Genomic DNA, 25,561 nt, shown 5'->3' on the forward strand with positions numbered 1-25,561 from the left:
TTTGCCAAATCAATGCCAATCGTCGTAATCTTCATGTTGGGCGCCCTCCTCGATTAAGTGGTAGCTTCGACACTTCCACTTTGGCACACCGATGCCGTTTCGGGTGGGGGCGTCCATTCCATTAGTTAGGTGCACGCCCCCTCCCCGACCACGTCGCTCCCGTTTTCGGGTCGCGGTATTTGGGGGCCACCACGCCGCCGGGTCTTGGCGAGCGTCCGCTCCGCCCGCGCCCGAAGATATCCCGCTTGGTAAATCCGTATTCGGTGACCTTGGTCCTGACGTCCGCAAGCACCTCCTCGAATTCCGCTGCGCGTGCAGCAACCGTTTGCTCCTCAAGCACGGCCATTTGTGCTTTCAGTTCCTTGAATGTCGCCAGGATTCGCCCTCCACTTGACACGGTGATGGCGATCATAGCTTGCGTGAATTCGGCACAGTCGCAAACTAGCCACTGACTAGCCTGACCCGGATACAGAATCCGCCATGGTCGGTCTACCGCTGGCAACGGAACACCAGAACGGTTCGTACACCCATGATCGCTTCGCACCGTCCGATAGGAGCGGCCGAAGCTTCCCCTAAACGATCGTCTCGATCCCCGATGGCTCAAGGCTTTTTGCGCCACCGGGTTCGGACGATTCGTGAAGATGCATAACAGGGGAAGTAAACGGGCAAGGCAGCGAACGGCGGAACAGTGGAGGGCCTAAGAAGCCCACCCAGCAAGGGCTTCCGTGACCCTAACGGCACACGCTGGAGCTTGAGGGAATAGCGAATGGTGGGCCGGGTGGCATTCCCCATCGCCCCACGGTTTTCTCTCAACCATGCTCGAGGATCCTCTCGCATCCAGCCCCAGTGATCGCGAACGACACTCGGAGCGAGTGAAGATTTGTCACGTTTAGAGAGGAACACTAGGCCGCAACTTGTTGCGACACAGGTTCCCCAGCTGTCGCTACGCTCTCGCGCCGGCTTCCGCAATAGTGTCCCCAGTCTGCCATCATCTGGCGCCGACGCTCGAGCTGGTCGCGACGCCGGTAGGCCGCCACCGTCTGCGATACGATGACGTGAGCCAGAGCTTCCTCAGCGAGCGAATCGGGGTAGTCCGTACATTCAGCAACCCAGTCGCGGAACGTCGACCGGAAACCGTGTACGGTGATTCCGTGTCGTGACATGCGTCTCAGAAGCGTCAGCATCGCCATGGTCGACAACGGACGCCCTTCCTTGCAACCCGGGAACAGATAACCGTATTTTGACTTTGGCAATGCGCTGCGCACGATCTCGACAGCTCGATCACAAAGCGGTACGCGAAGCGGCCGCCCGCTCTTTGTACGATCACCAGGAATTGACCACGTGCGGGCGTCCAGGTCAAACTCCTCCGGCCGCGCGAAACGCACCTCGTTCGTGCGCGTCGCTGTAAGGATGAGCAGATGCAACACACGTGCCGCCCGCCGGGGACGGTGCTCAAGCACGCGGATAAACGTTGGCAAGTCCTCCCAAGGCAGGGCAGGATGGTGGTTCACCTGCGAACGTTTCTTCGACCGCGGCAACACAAGCTGCAGGTGGTCAACGTAGCGTGCCGGATTGCTGCCGGTGCGATGACCCAGTACCGTCTCTGCGTCGAGAATCGCCTTGATGCGGCCGCGTACACGACGCGCAGTCTCTGCCTTCTTCGTCCAGATCGGCTGAAGGATCCGCACGATCATCGCGGTGTCAATGTCGCGTACCCGGACGTCGCCGATCACCGGATATGCGTATGTTTTGAGCGTGTTACCCCACTGCTGAACATGCTTGCGATTTCGCCACTGGGGTTCGTGCGCGCGGATAAACGCTTCCGTTGCTTCACGAAAAGTCACGTTGGCGTCCGACGATATATCGAGCAGTTGCCTTCGCTGCTTTTCACGCCGCGCGAAAATGGGATCGATCAAGTCCCTAACCATATCGCGGTGCCCGGCGGCCACTTTCCGCGCCTCGCCCAGAGAAACTCGCGAGAGTGGACTGAGCCCCATCTCCCGCATGCGCCCGTGCAGTCTGAACCGGAACACCCATGAACGCGCACCGCTGTCCGCGATTTGCATATAGAGGCCACCGCCATCCGCGTAATGGCCCGGCGCCACTTCCTTCGCGACCCGCAGCGCGCTGAGTCGATGCAATTGACGTCCAGCCATGTTGCCCTCCCTACCCACAAACCCACATTGCTACCCATACTTCGTGAGGAAATTGTGAGAGACGTCAACGGTAGCCGCAAGGACAACGTTACCCATAAATCGCTTTAAAATCAGCAACCTGGAGAACGTCAGCGGAAGATAAGATATCGGACCAGGCCGTAAGGCCCATATGGCGGAAGGCAGCCGGAGTCGAACCGACCCGGGAGCGGCTGACGCCCCCAACCGGGTTTGAAGCCCGGCCGTACCACCGGATACGAATGCCTTCCTTCGTGAAACCCAATCACCTGCAACCACACGCACATATCGATGTGCCTACAACCATTCGCGCATCCGGCTATCGTGCCGTAGCAGATGCGTATCGCGCTGAAAGCGAGTATATCCAACGCGGTCGAAGTACTCCAGAATCTGGATCGCACGTTTGCGGCCCAATGCCGTGGCGTCGCGAAACGCCGCGGCGTTGACCGCACCGCCCTGCTCCGCGGCAATCTGTGCGACGGCACGCGCGAGCGTCTGCACCATGTCGCGATCGTAGAAGAGATCGCGCACGACCTGATACACCATACCCAGGCGCGCAAGCTTGCGCAGCAGCGCACGCACCTTCTCTTCCGGCTGCCGCGTCTCACGCGCGAGATCCCGCACCCACGGCGGATCGAAACGCCCTTGTGCGAGCAGCGGCATGAGGCGCGCGGCGAGCGCTTCGTCTTCGGCGTCGAGCTTCACCGCGTGTGACGGCAGATGCAGCCACGGCCCGCTGCGTGCCACTCGCCTCTCGCGCTCGAGCGCTTCGATCGCGGCGCGCCACACCGCATCGCTCACGAGCGGCGCCGCCATGCGGCGCAACCGTGCCGCGTCCGGCCCCTGCTCATCGGGCGAGCGCGCATGAAACTCGGCGAGCGCCTCGACAATGCGTTCGGTGAGCCTCGACCAGTGCGCGTGTGCGATCACCGCGCCTTCGTCGTCGCGTCCTTGCGGTGCGATGGAAATCGCATCGGCGGGCAAAGCGAGCGCAGCGTCGTCGTAACCGGTCAACTGCGTCAACGTCGCGCGCGCAATGCCACGCGGCGCTTCTTCGATCAGCGGCGCCAGGCTCGCTTCGTCGAGCCATGTGCACAACGCGTCGAGCCAGGCACGCCGTTCTGGCGTCCGGCGCCGCCGCGACGGACCGAATGGATCGAGCACACGCCCGCCACCTATGGTGTGGTTTGCCTGCGCGTTGCGGACAATGAAGCGGTCCCCCGGCAACGCGTGCAACGGCGCTTCGAAGACGAGCTGCACTCGGGCAGCCGCGCCCGGCGCGAGCGTTTCGCCTTCGAGCAACGCAACGTTCGCCACGCGATGCGTCGTGCCGAGATGCACATGCAGCGGCGACCAGTGCTGCAACGTGATACCCGCGTCGTCGAGCAACTGCAGTTCGACGTCGAGACGCACGGCCGGCTCGGCCAGCCGCGCATCGACGATCCAGTCCCCGCGCTCAATCTGCTCTTTGTCGATGCCCGCGAGATTGAGCGCGCAACGCTGGCCGGCGTGGCCTGAATCGCCCGCCTGTACCGCTCGGTTCTGCGCATGCAGGCCACGCACGCGCACAGGCGTGCCGGCAGGTGCGAGCACGAGCGCGTCGCCCGCCTGTACGCGCCCGGCGAATACAGTACCCGTCACCACCGTCCCCTGGCCCGTCAGCGTAAATACGCGATCCACGGCGAGGCGAAAGAGTCCATCGTCTCGTCGCGCCCGCCATGTACTCGCGCGCTCGCGCAACCAGGCGTCGAGGCGCGCCACGCCTTCGTCATGCGGCTGCGTGGCATTGGTCTCGAATACGGGTGCGTCCGCAAGCATCGTGTCAGCGAGCCACGCGGCGATTTCGGCACGCACGGCGTCGAGCTGCGCCGCATCCACGCGATCGCCCCTGGTCAGCGCGATGGCGCCTTGCTGCACGCCCAGCAGTTGCAGAATGGCGAGATGCTCGCGCGTTTGCGGCATCACGCCGTCGTCGGCCGCAATCACGAGCAGCGCCAAGTCGATGCCGCACGCACCCGCCGCCATCGTATGGACGAGCTTCTCATGGCCGGGCACGTCGATGAAGCCCAGCACGTCGCCGTTGGCGAGCGGCAGGTACGCATAACCCAGTTCGATCGAAATGCCGCGCGCCTTCTCTTCTTTCAGGCGGTCGGTATCGACGCCGGTCAACGCGCGGACCAGCGTGGTCTTGCCGTGGTCGATGTGCCCCGCCGTGCCGACGATCACAGACGCAGCTCCGCGAGTTGCGCCACGAACGCCGCTTCGTCCGCGGGTTCGAGGCAGCGCAGGTCCATGCGCAGGGCGTCGTCGGCAATACGGCCGATCACGGGACGCGGCAGTTCGCGCAAGGCGCGTTCGAGCCTGAGCAGCGCACGGCCACTGCCGCCCTTCCCCGCATGGCGCACGACGAGCCCGCTGCTCGGCAGCACGTCTACGGGCAGTGCGCCGCTACCGATCTGGCTGAACATCGGCTCGACGCTCGCCGCATACGCTTCGCCTATGGCGCGCTGAAACAGGGGCAGCGCGCGCTGCGCGGCCTCTTGCATTTGCAGGGCGGGCCGCGTGAGCAGGCGCAGCGTAGTGAGCCGTTCCTGCAGGAATTCGGGCGCTCGATAGAGCCGCAATACGGGCTCGAGCGCAGCGAGCGTGAGCTTGCCGACCCGCAACGCGCGCTTGAGCGGGTGCTTCTTGATCTTCGCAATCAATTCCTTGCGGCCGACGATCAGTCCCGCCTGCGGGCCGCCCAGCAGCTTGTCGCCGCTGAAGGTAACGAGGTCCGCGCCCGCTTCCACGGTCGCGCGCACCGTAGGCTCGGCCGGCAAGCCCCACTGCGCGAGATCGACGAGCGTTCCGCTGCCCAGATCGACCGCTACGGGCAGGCCGTGCTGACGCGCCAGCGGCGCGAGTTCATCGAGTTCGACACTCTTTGTAAAGCCACTGATCGCGTAGTTGCTGCAATGGACTTTCATCAGGAGCGCGGTGTGCGCGTTGATCGCCGCTTCGTAATCCTTGAGATGCGTTCGGTTCGTCGTGCCGATCTCGCGCAAGCGTGCGCCCGCCCGGCTCATGATGTCGGGAATGCGAAATGCCCCGCCGATCTCGACCAGTTCGCCGCGCGAAACGACGACCTCCTTCCGATTGGCGAGTGCGCTCAACAGCAGCAACACGGCCGCCGCGTTGTTGTTCACGACGGTCGCGGCTTCTGCCCCCGTCAGTTCGCAGATCAGCGAGTCGATCAGGTCGTCGCGGTCGCCGCGCTTGCCGCTCGCGAGATCGAATTCGAGGTTTGCGGGTTGCGTGAGCGCCTGCACCACCGCTTTCACGGCCTCGTCGGGCAGCAGCGCGCGGCCGAGATTCGTGTGCAGCACCGTGCCCGTGAGATTGAAGACGGAACGCAGGCGGCTTTGCGCGCGTTCGGCCAACCGTTGCGTGGTCGCCTCGATCACGCGCTCCAATGAAAATGGTTCGGCATCCTTGTTTTCATGCGCCGGAACGCCAGCTCGCACATCGCGACGCCAGCCGTCCTGCGTGGCGCGAATCGCGTCGATCACCTGGGTGCGTCCGTACTGAGCGATCAGCGGCTGCGCTTGCTCCGAGGCAATCACGCGCTCGACCGCCGGCATTTTCGCGAGCAGCACATGCAGGGCGTGCGCGTCGTGCTCCGCTGCTTGTCCCACGGCTTCACTCATGGCGTGCGCGGCTCCTTACTGGTCGCCCGGCACTTCGGGCCATAGCAACGGATTCGGGCTCGCGCGACGGTAGCCCGCGTCGCTCATCAGCAGATCGAGCGTGAGGCTCGCCAGGTCGTCCGCGAGCGGCTCGAAATCGAGGTCCTTCTCCTGATAGCCGATCTTGCGGTACGTATGGCATTCGTCGCACGATTCGGCCTTGAGTGCGGCATTGCCGCCTTCGATGCCGTGATACGCAATGCCCTTGGTCGAATCGCAGTTCGTGCACTTCACGCGCACCACGTGAGCCTCGGTGCCGCAGAGGCCGCACTGCGCAAACCGGTAGCCCTGATACACGCCGCCAATGCGCACGATGCTGGCAACGGGCGGCGAGCCGCACACGGGACAGACGCCTGGCGCATCGACATAAGGCACGTCGCGTACGTCGATGCGGCTCGCGAGGTCGGTCCACACCACCTGCAGCGCGGCCATGATGAACGGCGCGGTGGCGGGCGCGACTTCGGTGTAGCGCTGGGCGAGAACCGCATCGGCCTGGGCATCGAGTTGCCCTTCGTTCATGGCGCGCAGGTCGCCCAGCACTTTCGCGAGCGCAGGCGCAACCGCTCCTGCCGCTTCGACCCGATCGGCAAGACGCAATAGCACGCCGCGCCATTGCGGATCACGCTCGCCCGAAAGCGCCGGCAGGATCGGCATGGAGTGATGCTGCGCGTTCGTAATCGCTTCGCGCGAGGGCATGGAGGCGCTGCAATGTTCTAGCGCCTCCTGCTGCGCATCGACGAGCGCCGCCATGAGCCGCACGTAGCCGCCAATGGGATTGTGGTCCGCAAGATGCCGCAGGCGCACGGCGCGCGTGCTGAAAAAGGCGACCCGTTCGGGCAGACGAATGCGCGGAATGGCCGAAGGATCGAGCGATTCGATTTGCTGCGGGTCGAGAATGCGTTGCGTCACGACGGGTCGACTCCAGAACGGCTTCACGAAGAAAAAACCGCCGTGCCCTTGCGGGCGCCGGCGGTTTGCCGCTCGCGCCGCCACTGCCTTCGCCAAACGGCGCGGCAGGCGACGCGCAGCCTGTGCGTTACTTGATGCTCTCGCGGAACCAGCGCGGGTGATGCTTTCTCGCCCAGCCCCAGGTGACGTAACCGCGCGTCATCGCGCCGATCGACCCCTTCACCCATATGGCCGCATAAATATGAATGATGATGCCGCAGATCAACACGAATGCCGCTACCGCATGCACCAACGCTGAGAGCCGGATAATTTCGATCGGAAAGTAGACCGAAAAATATCGCCGCCAGATCACGATGCCGCTCAAGAGCAACAGCACGAGGCAAACCACCATCACAAAGAATAACAGCTTCTGGCCCGCATTGTAGCGACCGATCTCGGGCAGCCTGTCTTCGCGGTTGTTGAGCACGTCGCCCATCTGTTTCATCCACTGGATGTCGTCCTTGTCCAGATAGTTGTGATGCCAGAAGCGCAGCGCAAGGATCAGGAACGAGACGAACATCACCACGCCGATGAACGGGTGCAGAATGCGCGTCCACTGGCCACCGCCGAGCACCGCGTACAAAAATGCCATGGCCGGGTGAAACATCGCGAGGCCCGAGAGCGCGAGCAGGATGAAGCAGATTGCGGTGATCCAGTGGTTGCTGCGCTCGTTGGGCGTATAGCGCTCGATCAGTTGCGGTTCATCGTCTTTCATCGCCGCGCTCCTCCGGTGGTTCGCCACGCATGCGCCGCGCCTCTTCGCGCGCCGCGGCTTCGTCTTCAGCCGTCACTTCGTTCGGGCCGACCCGCGTGTAATGGAAGAAACCGGCCAGTGCGGTGAGCGCCATGATGGCGAGCCCAATCGGCTTGGCCACGCCCTTCCAGATCCGCACCATCGGGCTGATGTGCGGATCCTGGGGCAGTCCGGCATAGAGCGACGGCCGGTCCGCGTGATGCAGCACGTACATCACGTGCGTGCCGCTCACGCCCGGCGGATCATAAAGCCCGGCGTTTTCGAAGCCGCGCTCCTTGAGGTCCACGATGCGCTCGGCCGCGTGCTGCTTCATGTCTTCCTTGGTGCCGAAAACGATCGCACCGGTCGGGCAGGTCTTCACGCACGCGGGCTCCTGTCCCACGGCAACGCGGTCCGAGCAGAGCGTGCATTTGTAGACGCGGCGTTCGCTCGACATGCGAGGAATATTGAACGGGCAGCCGGTAATGCAATTGCCGCAGCCGATGCAGTTTTCCTGGTGGAAGTCGACGATGCCATTTGTATATTGCACGATCGCGCCCGGCGAGGGACACGCCTTCAAACAGCCCGGGTCCTCGCAATGCATGCAGCCGTCCTTGCGGATCAGCCATTCGAGGTTGCCCTGCGAGTTCTCGTATTCCGTGAAGCGCATCACGGTCCACGAGTGCTCGGTGAGATCGTGCGGATTGTCGTAGACGCCCGTATTGATACCGATTTCGTCACGCAGATCGTTCCACTCCATGCACGCGGTCTGACACGCCTTGCAGCCGATGCATTTGGAAACGTCGATGAGCTTCGCGACCGTGCCAGTCACCGGCTCGCGCACGCCGGGTGGCTCCGAGGTAGTCGCGGAGAGGCGTTTGACGTCAAGTGATTGCCATGCCATGTCCTCGCCCCCTTATGCCTTTTCGACCTTCACGAGGAACGACTTGAACTCGGGCGTCTGCGAATTGCCGTCGCCCACGGGTGGCGTGAGTGTATTCGTCAGATAGCCCGGGTGCGTGAGCCCCTTGAAGCCCCAGTGCAGCGGTACGCCAACCTGATGCACGGTCTTGCCCTCGATGGTCAAAGGCTTGATGCGCTTGGTGACGACCGCCACCGCGATCAGATAGCCACGATTGCTCGACACCTTCACGCGCTCGCCCGCCACCACGCCCACCTCCTTCGCGAGCGCCTCGCCGATCTCGACGAACTGCTGCGGCTGAATGATCGCGTTCAGCCGAGCATGTTTCGTCCAGAAGTGGAAGTGTTCGGTAAGCCGGTATGTGGTCGCCACATGCGGGAACTGCTGCGCGGTTCCAAACGTCTTGCGGTCGTCGGGGAACACGCGCGCCGCCGGATTGCTCGTGGCGAGCGGGTTGTTCGGGTGGAACGGGTTATAGCCGAGCGGATTCTCGAACGGTTCGTAATGCTCAGGGAACGGACCTTCGTTCATGCCGTCGCGGGCGAAGAAACGCGCCACGCCTTCGGGGTTCATGATGAACGGACCCATGCCCTGATCGGGCGCTTCATCGACCTTGTAGTCGGGTATGTCCGCGCCCGCCCATGCGCTGCCGTTCCAGGCAATCAGCTTGCGGGTGGGATCGAACGGCTTGCCCGCCACGTCGCATGAGGCACGGTTGTACAGCACGCGCCGGTTCGCGGGCCACGCCCAGGCCCAGTTGAGCGTCTGCCCGATACCCGTGGGGTCGTCGTTGTCGCGCCGGCCCATCTGGTTGCCCGCCTGGGTCCACGCGCCGCAGAAGATCCAGCAGCCGCTCGCGGTCGTGCCATCGTCCTTCAACTGCGCGAACGCTGAGAGCTGCTCGCCCTTCTTCACGAGCACCTTGGTCGGATCTTTCGCGTCGGTCTGGTCGGCGAGCGCGCGGCCGTTGTACTCCCTCGCCAGTTCCTCCGGCGTGGGGCTCGCGGGATCCGAATACGGCCAGTCGAGCTTGACGATCGGATCGGGCAGCTTGCCGCCGTCCTTCTGATACGCGGCGCGTACGCGCAGGAACAGGCCCGACATGATCTCGAGGTCGCTCTTCGCCTCGCCCGGCGGCTCCGCACCCTTCCAGTGCCACTGGAGCACACGGCTCGAACTCACGAGCGAGCCGTTTTCTTCCGCAAAGCACGTGGTGGGCAAACGGAACACTTCGGTCTGAATCGAAGTCGGATCGACATCGTTATAGTCGCCGTACTTCTTCCAGAACTCGGCAGTCTCGATGGCGAGCGGGTCCATGATCACGAGCCACTTGAGCTTGCTGAGCGCCGAGACGGTCTTGGCCTTGTTCGGGGAAGAAGCGAGGACATTGAAGCCCTGGCAGATATAGCCGTTGACCTTGCCCTGATTCATCAGCTCGATGGTCTGCAGCAGGTCGTACGGCTTGTCGAGCTTGGGCAGCCAGTCGTAGCCCCAGTTGTTGTCCTTCGTCGCCGCGTCGCCCCACCACGACTTCATGAAGCTCACGAAGAACGCGCCGTAATGCTGCCAGTAACTGAGCTGGTTCGGCCGCATGGGCTGCGACGCGCGCTTCTTGATGTAGTCGTCGTAGTCCTGCTCCGCTTCGGACGGCAGCGTCATGTAACCCGTGAGCAGGTTCGACATGAGCCCGAGGTCCGTCAGCCCCTGGATGTTCGAGTGGCCGCGCAGCGCGTTCATGCCGCCGCCCGCAATGCCGATGTTGCCGAGCAGGAGCTGCACCATCGCGCCGGTGCGAATATTCTGCGAGCCGATCGAGTGATGGGTCCAGCCGAGCGCATACAGGATCGTGCCCGCGCGGCCCGGCACGGCGGTGGTCGCGAGCATTTCGCACACCTTGAGGAATTTGTCCTTCGGCGTGCCGCACACTTTCTCGACCATTTCCGGCGTGTAGCGCGAGTAATGCTGCTTGAGCAGCTGGTACACGCAGCGCGGATTCTGCAGCGTGTCGTCGGTCTTCACGAAGCCGTCGTCGCCGAGCTCGTAGTTCCACGACGACTTGTCCGGGTACGAATGCTTTTGCGGATCGTAGCCCGAAAAAATGCCGTCGTTGAACGCGTAGTCTTCGCGCACGATGAACGAGAAGTCCGTGTAGTTCTTCACGTACTCGTGCTGGATCTTGTCGTTGGTGAGCAAATAGTTGATCACCGCGCCGAGGAACGCGACGTCCGTGCCGGTGCGGATCGGCGCGTAGAAGTCCGCGACCGATGCGGTGCGCGTGAAGCGCGGATCCACCACGATGAGCCGTGCACCGCGGTGCGCCTTTGCCTCCGTGACCCACTTGAAGCCGCACGGATGCGCCTCGGCCGCATTGCCGCCCATCACCAGAATCACGTCCGCATTGCGAATGTCGACCCAATGGTTCGTCATCGCTCCACGGCCAAACGTCGGGGCAAGACCTGCCACCGTCGGGCCGTGTCAGACACGCGCCTGGTTGTCGAATGCGAGCAGGCCCATGCTGCGGGCCACTTTGTGCGTGAGATAGCCGACTTCGTTGCTGCCTGCCGATGCGGCCAGCATGCCCGTGGTCAACCAGCGGTTCACGGTCTTGCCGTCGGCGGTCTTCTCGACGAAGTTCGCGTCGCGATCTTCCTTCAACAGCTTCGCGATCCGGTCGAGCGCGTCATCCCACGAAATGCGCTTCCACTCGTTCGAGCCGGCCGCCCGGTACTCGGGATACTTGAGGCGGCTCTCGCTATGAATGAAATCGATCAGACTCGCGCCCTTCGGGCACAGCGTGCCGCGATTGACGGGGTGATCGGGATCGCCCTCGATATGGATGATGCTCGTCGTAGCATTCTTCGCGCCATCGCCGAGACCGTACATGAGGATCCCGCAGCCAACCGAGCAGTACGGGCAGGTATTGCGGGTTTCAGTGGTGCGCGCCAGTTTGTATTGTCGGACCTCGGCAAGTGCGTTGTCGGGCGCGAAACCCATCAACGCGAGGCTGGAACCCGCCAGCGATGTTGCCGTGACCTTGAGGAACTGGCGCCGGGACATCTGCAGCATGATTCGTCCTCGGCTTGGTTGTGGGTTTTTTCAGTATAAGACGTTTTGGGAGACGGATCGCGCAGGATGCTCGCGAGCGTTACGCGCGTACAGCGCGAGTTCGCCCGGGAACCGCGCTTGCTAATATCGAATGGCGAATGAACCATCTTTGTGACGAAAACGAACCACTGAAGCACCACCGCGGGGCGCACCATCATGTCAACGCTTTCCACCGAACGACTGCAGTCCGCCGCACGCAAGGAAGCGTCGTGGGTGGTGGGCGCGTTGCGCCAGTTCATCGCCAATCGCTGCCCGTCGCTCGCGGCGAGCATCGCGTTCTATTCGGCGTTTTCGCTCGCGCCGACGCTCGTGATGGTGATTGCCGTGGCGGGCTGGTTCTACGGCGTCGATGCCGCGCGCGGTGAACTCTTCCGCCAGGTCCACAACGTGCTCGGCGACGACGCGGCCGCGGGCATCACCACCATCGTGCAGAACGCGCATCGGGCGGGCGGCAAGGGCGGCGTCGCGGCGATCATCTCGCTCGCCCTGCTCGTGATCGGCGCGTCCGCAACCTTCTCCTCGCTCAATTCCGCGCTGAACATCGTCTGGCCGCCGGACGGGCAGCGTCCCTCCAGCGTGATGGCGCTCGTGCGCGTGCGGCTCATTTCGTTCAGCCTCGTGCTGGGCGTCGCGTTCCTGCTGATCGTCTCGCTCGTGCTCGACACGGCTATTACGTTCGTCGGTCAGTGGATCTGGGGCAATTCCCCTTATGTGATCATCGGCAACCTGATGCAGCTTGCCGTGGGCCTCGTAGTGCTGGCCGTCGCCTTCGGCGCCCTGCTGCGCTTCCTGCCAGACGCCGACGTGCGCTGGCGCGACGCGATGGTGGGCGGCGTCGTCGCGGCGGTGCTGTTCTCGGCGGGCAAGAAGCTGTTCGCGCTCTATCTCGCGCACGCGGGCATGGCAACGGCCTTCGGCGCCGCCGGCTCGCTCGCGGTGCTGCTCATGTGGCTCTATTTTTCAGCGGCCGTGCTCCTGCTGGGCGCGGAATTCTCGGCCGCGCGCGGGCGTATGCACGATCCGCGCGGCGCTTGGGGTTTCCTCGAGGAAACGCCACCCGGCAGCCGCGCCAAGCTGGCCTCGGTGCTCGCCGCCTCCACCATCGTCGCGCGGCACGACACGAAGCGTGGGGACCGCCCCGCTGCGTCGGCGCCGCAGGCCGTGCCGATCGGAAACGGCGGCGCAGCCGCCCCGGCAATGCCTGCGGCTCTGGCGGCAGCTGTTTCGGCAGACAAATCGACACTATCGGAAACCCCGCTCGGCACGATTCGGCGCGCGAGCGCGCATGGTGGCCCATTCGGGAGGCTGAAATCGGGATTGCATATCCGCCGTTCGGTCGTGCGCATGGAAGACAGCGCCACCTACGCGGCCGCGCTCACGCTGGTTCACGCGGGCCGCACGGTCGCCGCCGCCGACCGCTATGTGAAGCGCCATCCGTGGGGTTCGGTGCTGTTCGTCGCGAGCGCGGCGCTCGCCATGACAACCGCCGGCAGGCGCCGCCACCCCCATGCCGCCGCGCCAATTAAGGCTGCTACCAAAGGTCGCAACAAGGCGCAAAAATAACGGCTGTTTACGGAACTTTTATCAAAACCAACAATAATGCTCGATCAACAATCCAATATTTCTTGAAACGGCATAATGGACGGAGTCCCCGCCTGACAAGGGATTCTGGCCGGTGTCAGGTTTTCGCGACAATCTTTATTTTTTCAGTTCAGGTCGCCTGGCCTGCTGCGTTATTCTCCAACGCGCAACAACTACACAATTTCTGCGTGGAGAAAACAGAATGAAACGAGTCGCTCTCTCGACCCTCTCGCTGGCCCTCTTGGCCGCAGCCGGCACCGCGCACGCTCAAAGCAGCGTGACCCTCTATGGGGTGATCGACGAATCGATCCAGTGGGCCCACAACACGATGGACGCCAACAACAAGAATGCAAACCTGGTCGGCCTCGCCGGTGGCAACCTGTCGGGCAACCGCTGGGGCCTGAAGGGTACGGAAGATCTGGGCGGCGGCCTGAAGGCGATTTTCCAATTGGAAAACGGCTTTGACATCAACAACGGCAAGCTCGGTCAGGGTGGCCTGATGTTCGGCCGTCAAGCCTATGTCGGCCTGACGCACGAGCAGTTCGGCACGATCACTCTCGGCCGCCAGTACGACCCGCTGGTCGACATGGTTCAGCCGCTGACCGCGGACAACTATTTCGGCAGCACGTTCACAACGCCGGGCGACGTCGACAACAACGATAACAGCTCGCGTACGAACAGCGGCATCAAGTACGTCTCGCCGGTTCTCCAAGGCTTCCAGTTCGAAGGCATGTACGCTCTGGGCGGCGTGGCTGGCGCAACGGGCTCGGGTCAGAGCTGGGGCGCAGCGGCTACGTACGGCATCGGTTCGTTCAACGTCGCTGCTGGCTACTTCCGCATGGACAACGCGTCGTCGCTCGCTGCGCGTACGACGACGTCCAACGGCGTGAGCACGGTGGGCTGGGCTTCGGGCGCAACCTCGGGCGCCATGTTCGACAGCCAGATCAACGAAGCCTACGCGTCGGCCAAGTCGGTTGGCACCGCTGCGATCGCTGCGCAATACGTCGCTGGCCCGTTCACGTTCGGCGCACGTTACAGCAACGTTCAAATCCGTCCTGACGGCTACTCGACGTTCTCTTCGACCCAGCGTTACAACGTCGCTGCTGGCTTCTTCGGCTACCAGCTGAACCCGGCCCTGCTGCTCGGCCTCGGCTACACTTGGACGCACGGCGCTGGCGACTCGTCGAACACGTACAACCAGGTTTCGATCGGCGCGGACTACAATCTGTCGAAGCGCACCGACCTGTACGGCGTCGCCGCATGGCAGCACGCCAACGGCCAGCAACCGGGCGAACCGGCAGGCACGGCAGCCGGCGCATCGATCGGTTCGTACGGCTTCAACTCGGCTTCGAGCTCGCAGACCCTGGTCAGCCTGGGCATCCGCCACAAGTTCTAAGCAACGCTTTACTCCGGGCTTCGGCCCGGCGCCGGAACTGGCTGACGAGCCAATCCGGCGAAGCGAGCGAGACCGCGCAGCTAAAACCTACACGCTGCACAAACCAGCCTCGGGCGCAAGCCCTGGCTGGTTTTTTTATGGCCGCCGGGTTTTAGAAGCGATCCTCCAGGGTGTTCTCACGCAACGCCACAACTTGCGCCGTTTACGCGCCATTTACACGAGCGCAAGACTCAGCGCAGTCGCGCCAGCGCGGCGCCGGCGTGCCAGACGAATGCGTCGCTGAGCGCCGTCGCCGCGCGCTGCGCTCCGCGCACGACATGGAGCGCGCTCGACAGCGTGGGCGTGAAGCGTTTCACGCTCACCCGTGCGCTCGCGTGCTGGGCGGTCAGCGCGTCGACGAGCGCGATGCCCATCCCCGCTTCCACTAAAGCCACGACCGATTGCGCGAGCGCCGCTTCGACGCCGGGCTCGCGCACCACCCCGCATTCGGCAAAGAGCCGGTCGATGGAGAGGCGCGCCTCGCTCGCCGCGGCAAACGAAATGAAGCGTTCGCCCGCGCAGTCTTGCGCATGAATCACGCGTTTGCGCGCAAGCCGGTGTCCGCGCGGCACGATGCAGCGCAGCGGCCATTCACCCAGATACTCGAGACGCGCGCCAGGATGCGCGACGGCTTGCGCGACGAAACCGAGATCGCAGCGTTGCGCCGCCACGCGCTCGGCAATCCCGGCGGCTTCGCCAGTCAGCAGTTCGAAATCGACGCCTTCGTGCTCGCTTGCAAACGCGGCGGCCACGCGCGGCAGGAAGTCGGCGCAAAGATCCGCTGAAGCGGCAACGCGCACGACCCCGCGCCGTTGTGCGCGAATCTGCGCGGCCGCCTGAGCCACGCGCTCGAAGCCGAAGAACGCGCGCTCGACTTCATCTTGCAGCGTATGGGCCTCGACGGTCGGCAGCAAACGCCCCTGGCGCCGCTCGAAAAGCGCGAACCCCATCCTGGCTTCGAAGTCGGCAAGCAAACGGCTCACCGCAGGCTGAGAAATGCCGAGCGCCTGTGCCGCGCGCGTGACGGTACCCCAGTGCATCAGCGCGCGAAACGCTTCTACCTGGCGCAAACTGAGGTCGGTTGCCTGCATAACACTATGCTATGGAGATTTAAAGTAGCGGGTCTACGACATCGTTTTCATACGATATGAATGACAACGATGCCTTCAACCCAAGGACATCATAGCGGATACCTGACCATAACATCAGAGCATAGACATGCTGTTCTGTGCGTATTGCACGCACCAAATGAAAAATCCCCGTGAGCTCGACGCCAACGGGGATTTTTTGGTACTGACAGGTGACCGCTACCCGAAGGTCGCGGCTTCAAGCGCAATCAGCGCAATCAGGCTGCTGCTGCGTCCTTCAGCTTCTTCAGGGCGCGCGCCTTGATGCGGACCGATGCGGGCTTCGCCGGGAACCAGCGCTCTTCACCCGTGAACGGATCCTTGCCGAAGCGCTTCTTCTTCGCCGGCACGGCCTGGACGACGATCTTCAGAAGGCCCGACAGCGTGAATTCGCCAGCGCCCTTCTTGTGGACCGAACCGAGGATCGTGTCTTCCAGCGCGGCGAGCACGGCCTTGGCAGCCTTCGGCTCGACGCCTGCACGTTCAGCGACGTGGGTAGCCAGCGAGGCCTTCGTGAAGGTGTCCTTGATCGGCGTCGGTACGCCGGACGCCTTCACGGCGACCTTCTTAGCTGCGGCCGTCTTGGTGGCGGGCGCTTTCTTTGCGGCAACCTTCTTGGCCGGGGCAGCTGCCTTTTTTGCGGCCACTTTCTTTGCGGAAGTCGGCATGTTTCTCCTACCAGTGTTGGTCAGTGAATCGAAGAAGCACTGCGGAATGCACGTGCTTCAACGGCGGATTCTACATACGCGCAAGCGTTTTGCGTGAAGCTTTTGCATTGTCGTTACGATTTTGTTGCGCAGCGCTGACTCTCGAACACATTTTGACGCCTGTTTACAGGGGTAAACGTGCACCTGGCGCAGCCGGATCACCGACGGACGATACGCTTCGGTGGGGCGCAGCGCACGGCGCGTTCGACAGGAAAGCGCCACACGTATGGCGTTTTCTCGCGATTTCGGCTGCCATGCCGGTGTCGCCGCGACGGCAAAATGCAGTCAAAGCGTGCGCAGCAGCGTGGCGAGCGATGTCAGCGCGGCGTCGATACGCTCGGCGTCGACCCCACCGTAACCGAAAAGAAAACCGCTCTGCACAGGCGCTTCGAGATGAAACGGCGCGAGCGGATGCAGGCCGATCGACGCGCGGCGCGCGGCCTGCGCCACCGCGGCAGCGTCGAGCACGTACACGAGCCGCGCCGCTTTCGGCAGCCGCGCGACGACGAGCCCGTCGTGATCCACCGGCACCGGCACGACCTTCGCGCCCAATGCGGCAAAGATGTTGCGCGCGAGCAGATCGAGCGCCTGCTGCGCGCCCTGCGTGACGATCACGTCCTGCCAGATGCCCTGCACCGCGCGGTTGAAAGCGAGATAGCGCGACACCGCAAGGCGCAGCTTCTCCTCGCCCGCCGGATCGCGATACATGCCGAAACCGCGCGCCTGCACGCGCAGCGCGTCGTTGATGCAGCGCCGCCAGACGTCGAAGGGAAAGCGCGACTTGTCGGTGACACCGCCCGCGAAATCGCAGGCGAGCCGCGTATCGAGGCGCGGCAACGAACCGTGCAGCGCCTCGGCTTGCGCCTGCGCGCCACGCGCGGCACCTTCCCGGTACGCGCAGAAGTGATCGCCGCGGTGGCCGCGCGTATCTGCGGATTCGGATGACCGTGCTCGCGCGCGGGCAGGCGTTCGAGCGTCTGCGCCACGAAAGTGCCCGAGCCGCGCCGCGATTTCAGATAGCCTTCGGCGAGCAGCCGTTCGAATACGTCGAGCGTGGTCTTGCGCGAAACGCCGAGTAGAGCGCGCGAGCAAAAGCTCGCTTGAAAAGCCGCTCGCGGAACCGGTGCGCCTGCGCGCTTCGCAGATCAACGGCTGCGCCTATTGCGTGGACATGCACACCGGTGATGCGCGTAAAGGCGGCGAAACCGATCGCCGGCTCGCCACGGTATCGGTGTGGCGCGAAACCCCCTTCTTCACCGAGCGCGAGCGCGCGGCGCTCGAATGGACCGAATCAGTCACGCTGCTCGCGCAAACGCACGTACCCGACGAAGTGTGGGAACGCGTGAAGCCGCATTTCAGCGACCAGGAGATCACCGACCTCACGCTGCTGATCATCGCGATCAACGGCTGGAACCGCATCGCGGTGACGTTCCGCAAGATGCCGGCTTGAGTCCAAGCAGCAAGCGCGCTGCTTCAGCTGCCGCAAATTAAGCGGCGACTGAACGCGGCGCGGGTGTCGATCACCGAGTGCTTTCCGATTGCGGCTCGCGCGCCGCTGGCAGTTTTTGCGCGGTTTTTGGCATGGTTGTGGAGCGGCGCGAGATTACAGTGACTCCCGAATCATCGGCACACCGTCGGCCTTTTCGACAGCCAAACCTTGACCGGGAACACCACATGGCACTGCAGATCGGATTTCTCGTCTTCCCCAACGTTCAACAGCTCGACCTGACCGGCCCATACGACGTGCTCGCCTCGATGCCGGACACCCGCGCGCGGCTCATCTGGAAGACGCTCGACCCGGTGCGCTCCAGCACCGGCCTCATGCTCACGCCCGACACGACCTTCGAGGACTGCCCGCCGCTCGACGTGATCTGCGTGCCGGGCGGCAGCGGCGTCTCCCAGCTGATTCCAGACGACGAGACGCTCGCGTTCCTGCGCCGCCAGGCGAGCACGGCGCGCTACGTCACTTCGGTTTGCACGGGTGCGCTCGTGCTCGGCGCGGCCGGGCTGCTGCGCGGACGCCGCGCGACCACGCACTGGGCCTTCCACGAACTGCTGGAGCCGCTCGGCGCGCTGCCCGTGAAAGCGCGCGTGGTGCGCGACGGGAACGTGCTGACCGGCGGCGGCATCACCGCGGGTATCGATTTCGCATTGACGCTCGCCGCCGAACTGATCGGCGACGAGGACGCCCAGGCGCTCCAGCTCGAACTCGAGTACGCGCCCGCGCCGCCGTTCGATGCGGGCGACCCCGCCAGCGCACCGCGTGCAATCGTGGAAAGGTTGCGCGCGCAGACAGCCGCATCGCTCGCCGCACGCGCACGCGTAGTCGCGGCGGCGGCCGCGAAGCTCGGTGCTTGAGCGCCCGTTGAGGCCGCCGGGGTAACTACTGCGATTACCGGCAAGCCAGGGTCAGCGCTTGCTACCGTCTTTGATGGGGATCGATTACATTGAGCAACGGGCGCGCCGCAGTCGTTTGCGCCCGTCCTCCCAGACCTGGGTAAGTCGTTCAAATCAACCATTAAGGGAATCAATGCGCTCCACCACCAGCAAGCTGACTCTCGCCGCGGCGACCGCCGCATTCCTGATCGGCGTTGCCGCGCCGGCATTTGCGCAAACGGAAGCCAGCGCACCCGCCGCCACGGCCTCGCAACCGCTCACCAAGGAACAAAAGGCGCAGGCCAAAGCTCAAGCCAAAGCGCAGCGCAAGGCCGAACGCAAGCAGGCCCGCGCGAAGAACAATGCCGAGTTGAAGAAGCTGGAAGACGCAGGCTACAAGCCGGCGCTGAACGACCCGAACTATCCGCAGAACCTGCAGGACGCACAGAAGAAAGCTAACGCTGCTGCTGGCGCCAGCCAATAATTCGCGTCAGCGGTCGTTTTAACCGGCTGTTTTGCCGGTTAAAACGCCTTCACCATCAGCTTGCCCGCATCACCCGCAGCATGCTGCAACGCTGCGCTTCCCCCGCCTTCGCGCTCGCGCGCTCCCGCTGTACACACTAAACGCTTCATCAGTCGAATGGCAGTACCATCCGCGATGCGAATGCGCTGACTCGTTCGCAAGCCGCCACACCGCCGCTTTTCGATGCTGCATGCGCTCTGCCAGAAGCGACACGCGAGCCATGCCGCGTGCATGCCCAACAGGGAGTCATCGCCATGAACGCACCCCAGCCAGCCGCCAACGCGAGCGCGGCGCCGCAGAAGAAGGGCATACCTGTGGGCCTGATCGCGGGCGTGGTCGCGCTCGTCGTCGTGCTTCTGCTGCCCCTGCCCGATGGCCTCCCGCCCGCCGGCCAGCGCATGCTCGCCATCCTCGCGTTCGCCGTGGTCGTGTGGCTCACCGAAGCCGTATCGTACGAAGCGAGCGCCATCATCATCACGTCGCTCATGGCGTTTCTCGTGGGCACCGCGCCCACCATCGAAAACCCCGCTGTCGACTACGGCACCAACAAAGCCATCAGCATGGCGCTCGCGGGCTTCTCCAATTCCGCGCTCGCGCTCGTGGCCGGCGCACTCTTTATCTCCGCGGCGATGACCGTCACCGGGCTCGACCGGCGCATTGCGCTCGTCACGCTCTCGCTGATCGGCACCACCACGCGGCGCATCCTGATCGGCGCGGTCGCCGTGACCATCGTGCTCTCGCTCGTCGTACCGAGCGCCACCGCGCGCAGCGCGTGCGTCGTGCCGATCATGGTGGGCGTCATCTCGGCGTTCGGCGTCGACAAGCGCTCGAACATCGCGGCGGGCATCATGATCGTGGTCGCGCAAGCCACGAGCATCTGGAACGTCGGCATCCAGACCGCCGCCGCGCAGAATCTGCTGACCGTGGGCTTCATGGACAAGATGCTCGGCGCGCGCGTCACGTGGCTCGACTGGCTCATTGCGGGCGCGCCCTGGGCGATCGTGATGTCGGCGGCGCTGCTCTTCATCGTGCTGAAGATGCTGCCGCCCGAAGCCGATGCCATCGCGGGCGGCAAGGAAGCCGTCGAAGCCTCGCTGCGCGAACTCGGCCCCATGACGGGCCCGCAGAAACGCCTGCTCGGGGTTTCCATCGGCCTGCTGCTCTTCTGGGCGACCGAAGGCAAGCTGCACCCGTTCGACACCACTTCGGTCACTTACGTGGGGCTCGTGCTGCTGCTGTTGCCGCGCTTTGGCGTGATGGACTGGAAGACCGTGCAAAGCCGCATTCCGTGGGGCACGGTGATCGTGTTCGGCGTGGGCATCAGCCTCGGCACGGCGCTGCTCACGACGAAAGCGGGCCAATGGCTCGGCGACCTCGTCGCGCATCACACGGGGCTCGACACCGCCACGCCGTTCATGGCCTTCGCGATTCTCTCGGCCTTCCTCATCCTCATCCACCTCGGTTTTGCGAGCGCAACGGCGCTCACCTCCGCGATGCTGCCGATTCTCGTGTCGGTGCTGCAGTCCATGCAGGGCGACTTCAACCGACTCGGTCTCACCATGCTGCTCGGCTACGTGGTGAGCTTCGGCTTCATCCTGCCGATCAACGCGCCGCAAAACATGGTGTGCCTCGCCACCGAAACGTTCACGGCGAAGCAGTTTGCGCGCGTGGGCATCGTGCTGACCGTCGTCGGCTATGTGTTGTTGCTGCTGTTCGCCGCGACGTGGTGGCGCTGGCTGGGCTGGATCTGAACACTGCACCCGAACGCTGCACGGTTAGCAAGGAGCCGCTCATGGAAGTCAGGATCGACGACGCACGCCGCTTCGCCACGGCCGTGCTCACGAACGTCTCGGTGCCCGAAGACATCGCCGCCGACGTGGCCGACCATCTGATCGAATCCGACCGCGTGGGCTACGCGAGCCACGGCCTGTCGATCCTGCCTAACTACAAGCGCGTGCTGGCCGCGGGCTTCGTCACCGCAGACGGCCGCGCCGAGCGCGTCGTCGACCGCGGCAGCCTGATCGGCTATGACGGCCACAGCGGCTTCGGACAGCACATTGGCAAGGTCGTGATGGAAGACGCGATCGCTCGCGCGCGCGAACATGGGCAGTGCATCGTAACGCTGCGTCATAGCCATCACCTGGGGCGCATGGGCCACTACGGCGAAATGGTTGCGGCGCAGGGCTACGTGCTGCTCGCCTTCACCAACGTGGTCAATCGCGCGCCGACCGTCGCGCCGTTCGGCGGACGCGAGCCCCGGCTCACGACCAACCCGCTGTGCTTCGCGGGTCCGCTGCCGGGCGGGCGGCCGCCCTTCGTCGTGGATATCGCCACGAGCGCCATCGCCGTGAACAAGGCGCGCGTGCTCGCCGAAAACGGCCTGCCGGCGCCTGACGGCTCGGTGATCGACGCGAACGGCCAGCCGAGCACCGACCCCAACGTGTTGTTCGCCGACCCGCCAGGCGCGCTGCTGCCGTTCGGTCTGCACAAGGGCTATGCGCTGGGTCTCGTGGCGGAACTGCTCGCGGGCGTGCTCTCGGGCGGCGGCACGATCCATCCGGACAACCCGCGCAATGGCGTGGCGACCAACAATCTGTTCGCGCTGGTGCTCGATCCGCAGGTGGACTTCAACACGACGTGGCGCTCGCAGGAGGTCGAATCGTTCCTCGACTATCTGCTCAGCTGCCCGCCGCAGGATCCGTCGCAGCCGGTGCAGTACCCTGGCCAGTACGAAGCGGAAAATCGTGCGCGGCACATGCAGACGATCACGCTGCCCGACTCCGTGAGAAAGCCGTTCGCCGACATCGCCACCGAACTGGGCATTGCGCCGCTTACGGCGATTTGAGGCGATCCAACGCGACGCTGTAAACAAAAAACCGCGCGAACCCTGCGGGACTCGCGCGGCCGTTTCATGCGTTGAGCTTACCTCACACGGCAACCGCGCCCACGTAGTTCTCGGCCATCGCCGCCGCGGCAGCGCGGGACGTGGTGACATGTTCCAGTTCGGCAACCTGCAGGCGCTGCTCGAACGGCGTGGCGTCGTCAAGGCGGTGCATCATGCGCGTCATCCAGTACGAGAAGTGTTCGGCGCGCCAGATGCGGCGCAGCGCCGTTTCGCTATAGCCATCGAGCAGATCGGTGCGGCCTTCCTGGTAGAACGCCACGAGCGCCGCGGTCAGCACGCGCACGTCCGCCACCGCGAGATTGAGGCCCTTCGCGCCGGTCGGCGGCACGATGTGCGCCGCATCGCCCGCGAGAAAGAGGCGGCCGTGCTGCATCGTGGTCGTGACGAAGCTGCGCATGCCCACGATGTTCTTCTGGAAGATCTTGCCTTCCACCACCTGGTGGCCTTCGCGCGAATCGACGCGCGCGTGCAGCTCGGCCCAGATGCGGTCGTCGGACCAGTTGTCGACGTTGTCCGTCGGATCGCACTGGAAGTACATGCGCTGCACGTTCGGCGAGCGCGTGCTGACGAGCGCGAAGCCGCGATCGTGCCGCGCGTAGATCAGCTCGTCGGAAGTGGGCGGCGCCTCGACGAGAATACCGAACCAGCCGAACGGGAACACGCGCTCGTAGTCCTGGCGCAGCGCCGCCGGAATCGAGGCGCGCGACACGCCGTGGAAACCGTCGCAGCCGATCACGTAGTCGCAGTGCAGCTCGTGCTCTTCGCCTTCGTGCGTGAAGCGGATCGACGGCGTGCTGGTTTCGACGCCGTGAATCGACGTGTTCGAGACATTGAAGAAGAGCTTGCCGTCCGCGGCCACGCGCGCCGCCACGAGGTCCTTGAGCACTTCGTGCTGCGCGTAGACGGTGATGGCTTTGCCCGTGAGGCCGGTGAGATCGATGCGGCGGCGCTTGCCTTCGAACGCCAGTTCGAAGCCGTGATGCAGCGCGCCTTCGGCCTTCATGCGCTCGCCGACGCCCGCTTCGGTGAGCACGTCCATCGTGCCTTGCTCGAGCACGCCGGCGCGTATGGTCGATTCGATCTGCTCGCGGTCACGCAGCTCGATCACGACCGAGTCGATGCCACGCAAATGCAGAAGATGGGAAAGAAGCAGGCCCGCGGGCCCGGCGCCAATGATGCCAACCTGGGTGCGCATGAGATGTCTCCTGATGCGGCGTTGCTTGAATTGATTTTTGGCAAGTTTCGCCGCAGCACGCGTTATCGCGCAACGCGATATGGAGAATATGGACTATCTCTATTTTGAATAGTGTTGCAGTCGCCCGCCGTCTCGCATCGCCATTGCGCGGAACGGAAATTGCTTATTGCCACGCTTCGCCTGCGCCCCAGGTTTGCGCACTGGCGCGCTCGTCGCCCCTCAAAAACATCAAGGCCATGTCCTTCCCGTTCCGCTCCCGCACGCCCACATCCGCCACGACATCCCGCCCCGTCCCGTTTGCCGCCACGCTCGCCGCTGCGCTGTGCCTCGCCTGGCCGCTCGCGCAAACCGCCCATGCCGCCGACGCACAAGCCGACGTCGCAGCCTCCGCTAGCGCACCCGCCAACGCGCAGGAATTACAAACGCCCGCGCGATCGGCAAGGCCGGTTCGCTCGCCGGCGCAGCATGACGCCGCAAAAGAGAGCCGGCCCGCCACGCCCGCCGACCTCTATGGCCGCCTCTATCACGACGTGCAGCTCGCGCAGATCTTCCCCGACGGCAAGACGTTTGCCGACATACTGCCCAACGAGCGCCCGAGCCAGATCACGGCCGCCTACGAGCGCTGGCGCCAGCAACACGCGGGGCTGCACGACAGCGCCGCGCGCAAGGCCGCGCTCACGCAGTTCGTGAACCGGTACTTCACGGCCCCCGCGCAAACCGAAGATCACTACGTTTCCGATCCGAACCAGGATGTCGTCGGCCACATCGACACGCTCTGGAACGTGCTGAGCCGCCGCCCCGACGCAAAGCCGAATCCGTATTCGTCGCCGCTGCCGCTGCCCTATGCGTACGTCGTGCCGGGCGGGCGCTTCAACGAAATCTACTACTGGGATTCGTACTTCATCATGCTCGGCCTGGAAGCGAGCGGCCGCCACGAACTCGCGCTCGACGAGCTGAGCAACTTCGCCGCGCTGATCGACCGATACGGCCACATCGCGAACGGCAATCGCACGTACTACCTGAGCCGCTCGCAGCCGCCGTTTTTCGCGCAGATGGTGAGCCTCGTTGCGGAAAAAGACGGCGACGCCGTGTACCTCCACTACCTGCCGCAACTGCGCAAGGAATACGACTACTGGATGGCCGGCGCGCAAACGCTCAAGCCCGGTCACGCCGCGCGCCACCTCGTGCGCCTGCCCGACGGCACGTTGCTCAACCGCTACTGGGACGCGCGCAACCGCCCGCGCGACGAGTCGTACCGCGAGGACATCCTGACCGCGCGCGCCACGCCGCAACGCGACGCCTCTGACCTCTGGCGCAACCTGCGCGCGGGCGCGGAAACGGGCTGGGACTACAGCTCGCGCTGGCTCGCCGACGGCCAAACGCTCTCGACTATCGATGTGACCTCGCTCGCGCCGGTCGACCTCAATTCGCTGATGGTGATCCTCGAACGCACGCTCGCGAAGGCCTATGGCCTCAAGGGCGACGCGCGCGAGGCCGAACTGATGACGAAGCGGGCGCAACAACGCGCCGACGCCATCGACCGCGTGCTCTGGGACCCGCAACTGCATGCCTACAGCGACTACGACTTCGCGCACCGCACGCTCACGCACCGGCTCACGGCGGCGACCGTCTATCCGCTCTATGCGGGCGTGGCGACGAAGGCCCAGGCGCAGGAAGTGGCCGCCGCGGTGCGCGCCGGGCTGCTGCGCCCCGGCGGCCTCGCCACCACCCAGGTCGCGACCGGCCAGCAATGGGACGAGCCGAACGGCTGGGCGCCGCTGCAATATCTCGCGGTCATGGGGCTGCGCCGCTACGGCGCACAGGACCTCGCGCAGGAGATCGCCACGCGCTGGATCGCGACGAATCTCGCGTACTACGCGCGCACACACAAGCTCGTCGAGAAGTACGACGTGAGCGCGTCGGCCACGAAGGCCTCGTCGGCAGGCGGCGGCGAATATCCGCTGCAGGACGGCTTTGGATGGACCAACGGCGTCCTGCGCGTGCTGCTGCAGATGTATCCGCAGACGGGCGCCGCGCAAGGCGCACCGGCGGCGTCCGGCGCGGCCGCCGCCAGCACGCCCTGAGGCGCCGCCGCGCGCCCGCCG

18 protein-coding genes, 1 tRNA gene and 2 pseudogenes are annotated in these 25,561 nt (G+C 64.5%); 8 read left to right on the forward strand and 13 right to left on the reverse strand.

Translation table 11 applies throughout. The annotated features are described in order from the left end of the window. Positions 1–121: 121 nt before the first annotated feature. The 9 genes from AB3X99_RS31160 to fdnG form a co-directional block, all read right to left on the reverse strand. Positions 122–376, reverse strand: a complete 255-nt coding sequence (locus AB3X99_RS31160; RefSeq protein WP_368619160.1) for an H-NS histone family protein — start codon at positions 374–376, stop codon at positions 122–124. A 526-nt stretch (positions 377–902) separates the two neighbouring features. Further along, positions 903–2,156: a tyrosine-type recombinase/integrase gene (locus AB3X99_RS31165; RefSeq protein WP_368619098.1), complete on the reverse strand. Its 1,254-nt coding sequence runs from the start codon at positions 2,154–2,156 to the stop codon at positions 903–905. Positions 2,157–2,326: 170 nt separating this feature from the next. Continuing rightward, a tRNA-Sec gene (locus AB3X99_RS31170) sits at positions 2,327–2,422 on the reverse strand. A gap of 46 nt (positions 2,423–2,468) precedes the next feature. Further along, positions 2,469–4,397, reverse strand: a complete 1,929-nt coding sequence (gene selB, locus AB3X99_RS31175) for a selenocysteine-specific translation elongation factor (protein ID WP_368619099.1) — start codon at positions 4,395–4,397, stop codon at positions 2,469–2,471. Next, entirely contained in the window at positions 4,394–5,860 is a 1,467-nt protein-coding gene (gene selA / locus AB3X99_RS31180; protein WP_368619100.1) for an L-seryl-tRNA(Sec) selenium transferase, read from the reverse strand. The genes selB and selA overlap by 4 nt, the downstream gene beginning before the upstream one ends. Before the next feature lie 15 nt (positions 5,861–5,875). Further along, the gene (fdhE, locus tag AB3X99_RS31185; protein ID WP_368619101.1) at positions 5,876–6,808 is read right to left on the reverse strand and encodes a formate dehydrogenase accessory protein FdhE; all 933 of its coding nucleotides are present in this window, start codon (positions 6,806–6,808) and stop codon (positions 5,876–5,878) included. A gap of 127 nt (positions 6,809–6,935) precedes the next feature. Beyond that, positions 6,936–7,562, reverse strand: a complete 627-nt coding sequence (locus AB3X99_RS31190) for a formate dehydrogenase subunit gamma (RefSeq protein WP_069266254.1) — start codon at positions 7,560–7,562, stop codon at positions 6,936–6,938. Then, a complete protein-coding gene (gene fdxH / locus AB3X99_RS31195) occupies positions 7,549–8,484 on the reverse strand; it encodes a formate dehydrogenase subunit beta (protein ID WP_069266253.1) in 936 nt (311 codons plus the stop codon). The genes AB3X99_RS31190 and fdxH overlap by 14 nt, the downstream gene beginning before the upstream one ends. Positions 8,485–8,496: 12 nt before the next feature. After that, the gene (fdnG, locus tag AB3X99_RS31200; protein ID WP_368619102.1) at positions 8,497–11,568 is read right to left on the reverse strand and encodes a formate dehydrogenase-N subunit alpha; all 3,072 of its coding nucleotides are present in this window, start codon (positions 11,566–11,568) and stop codon (positions 8,497–8,499) included. Positions 11,569–11,763: 195 nt separating this feature from the next. Between fdnG and AB3X99_RS31205 the strand changes: the two genes are divergently transcribed. Together AB3X99_RS31205 and AB3X99_RS31210 are read left to right on the forward strand one after the other, a co-directional pair. Beyond that, positions 11,764–13,170, forward strand: coding sequence for a YihY/virulence factor BrkB family protein (locus AB3X99_RS31205; RefSeq protein ID WP_368619103.1), 1,407 nt, complete (start codon positions 11,764–11,766; stop codon positions 13,168–13,170). Between the two features lie 220 nt (positions 13,171–13,390). Beyond that, positions 13,391–14,584, forward strand: a complete 1,194-nt coding sequence (locus AB3X99_RS31210; RefSeq protein ID WP_342946438.1) for a porin — start codon at positions 13,391–13,393, stop codon at positions 14,582–14,584. A 230-nt stretch (positions 14,585–14,814) separates the two neighbouring features. Here AB3X99_RS31210 and AB3X99_RS31215 read toward each other — a convergent pair whose 3' ends face one another. The 3 genes and pseudogenes from AB3X99_RS31215 to AB3X99_RS31225 all read right to left on the reverse strand — a co-directional run. Further along, the gene (locus AB3X99_RS31215) at positions 14,815–15,714 is read right to left on the reverse strand and encodes a LysR substrate-binding domain-containing protein (RefSeq protein WP_368619104.1); all 900 of its coding nucleotides are present in this window, start codon (positions 15,712–15,714) and stop codon (positions 14,815–14,817) included. A 254-nt stretch (positions 15,715–15,968) separates the two neighbouring features. After that, positions 15,969–16,418, reverse strand: a complete 450-nt coding sequence (locus AB3X99_RS31220; RefSeq protein ID WP_069266248.1) for an HU family DNA-binding protein — start codon at positions 16,416–16,418, stop codon at positions 15,969–15,971. Positions 16,419–16,922: 504 nt separating this feature from the next. Then, a pseudogene (locus tag AB3X99_RS31225) lies at positions 16,923–17,533 on the reverse strand (PLP-dependent aminotransferase family protein); the annotation flags it as partial. 11 nt (positions 17,534–17,544) lie between these two features. Here AB3X99_RS31225 and AB3X99_RS31230 point away from each other — a divergent pair. The 5 genes and pseudogenes from AB3X99_RS31230 to AB3X99_RS31250 form a co-directional block, all read left to right on the forward strand. Continuing rightward, positions 17,545–17,907, forward strand: a pseudogene (locus AB3X99_RS31230) (carboxymuconolactone decarboxylase family protein); the annotation flags it as partial. A gap of 224 nt (positions 17,908–18,131) precedes the next feature. After that, complete coding sequence (locus AB3X99_RS31235; RefSeq protein ID WP_069266245.1) at positions 18,132–18,815, forward strand: DJ-1/PfpI family protein; 684 nt, start codon at positions 18,132–18,134, stop codon at positions 18,813–18,815. A gap of 172 nt (positions 18,816–18,987) precedes the next feature. Next, entirely contained in the window at positions 18,988–19,317 is a 330-nt protein-coding gene (locus tag AB3X99_RS31240; RefSeq protein ID WP_069266244.1) for a hypothetical protein, read from the forward strand. 293 nt (positions 19,318–19,610) lie between these two features. Continuing rightward, positions 19,611–21,107 (forward strand): DASS family sodium-coupled anion symporter, encoded by a 1,497-nt coding sequence (locus AB3X99_RS31245; protein WP_368619105.1) that lies wholly within the window; start codon positions 19,611–19,613, stop codon positions 21,105–21,107. Positions 21,108–21,148: 41 nt separating this feature from the next. Beyond that, positions 21,149–22,201 carry an Ldh family oxidoreductase gene (locus AB3X99_RS31250; protein ID WP_368602875.1) on the forward strand — a complete coding sequence of 351 codons (1,053 nt, stop codon included), beginning with the start codon at positions 21,149–21,151 and terminating at the stop codon, positions 22,199–22,201. Positions 22,202–22,283: 82 nt separating this feature from the next. Here the strand turns inward: AB3X99_RS31250 and AB3X99_RS31255 are convergent, their stop codons facing one another. Then, entirely contained in the window at positions 22,284–23,456 is a 1,173-nt protein-coding gene (locus tag AB3X99_RS31255; RefSeq protein WP_368619106.1) for a 4-hydroxybenzoate 3-monooxygenase, read from the reverse strand. 236 nt (positions 23,457–23,692) lie between these two features. On the opposite strand from AB3X99_RS31255, the gene treF reads away from it, so the two are divergent. Continuing rightward, a complete protein-coding gene (treF, locus tag AB3X99_RS31260; RefSeq protein ID WP_368619107.1) occupies positions 23,693–25,540 on the forward strand; it encodes an alpha,alpha-trehalase TreF in 1,848 nt (615 codons plus the stop codon). Positions 25,541–25,561: the final 21 nt, after the last annotated feature.

This window comes from Paraburkholderia sp. BR10882, assembly GCF_040948855.1.
Classification (GTDB): Bacteria; Pseudomonadota; Gammaproteobacteria; order Burkholderiales; family Burkholderiaceae; genus Paraburkholderia; species Paraburkholderia nodosa_A.

Coding starts and splice junctions, on each gene's coding strand:
- treF (WP_368619107.1), top strand. CDS start 23,693: ATGTCCTTCCCGTTCCGCTCCCGCACGCCCACATCCGCCACGACATCC.
- AB3X99_RS31240 (WP_069266244.1), top strand. CDS start 18,988: ATGCGCTCCACCACCAGCAAGCTGACTCTCGCCGCGGCGACCGCCGCA.
- AB3X99_RS31165 (WP_368619098.1), bottom strand. CDS start 2,156: ATGGCTGGACGTCAATTGCATCGACTCAGCGCGCTGCGGGTCGCGAAG.
- fdxH (WP_069266253.1), bottom strand. CDS start 8,484: ATGGCATGGCAATCACTTGACGTCAAACGCCTCTCCGCGACTACCTCG.
- AB3X99_RS31190 (WP_069266254.1), bottom strand. CDS start 7,562: ATGAAAGACGATGAACCGCAACTGATCGAGCGCTATACGCCCAACGAG.
- AB3X99_RS31220 (WP_069266248.1), bottom strand. CDS start 16,418: ATGCCGACTTCCGCAAAGAAAGTGGCCGCAAAAAAGGCAGCTGCCCCG.
- AB3X99_RS31235 (WP_069266245.1), top strand. CDS start 18,132: ATGGCACTGCAGATCGGATTTCTCGTCTTCCCCAACGTTCAACAGCTC.
- AB3X99_RS31205 (WP_368619103.1), top strand. CDS start 11,764: ATGTCAACGCTTTCCACCGAACGACTGCAGTCCGCCGCACGCAAGGAA.
- AB3X99_RS31250 (WP_368602875.1), top strand. CDS start 21,149: ATGGAAGTCAGGATCGACGACGCACGCCGCTTCGCCACGGCCGTGCTC.
- selA (WP_368619100.1), bottom strand. CDS start 5,860: ATGAGTGAAGCCGTGGGACAAGCAGCGGAGCACGACGCGCACGCCCTG.
- AB3X99_RS31245 (WP_368619105.1), top strand. CDS start 19,611: ATGAACGCACCCCAGCCAGCCGCCAACGCGAGCGCGGCGCCGCAGAAG.
- AB3X99_RS31210 (WP_342946438.1), top strand. CDS start 13,391: ATGAAACGAGTCGCTCTCTCGACCCTCTCGCTGGCCCTCTTGGCCGCA.
- AB3X99_RS31215 (WP_368619104.1), bottom strand. CDS start 15,714: ATGCAGGCAACCGACCTCAGTTTGCGCCAGGTAGAAGCGTTTCGCGCG.
- AB3X99_RS31255 (WP_368619106.1), bottom strand. CDS start 23,456: ATGCGCACCCAGGTTGGCATCATTGGCGCCGGGCCCGCGGGCCTGCTT.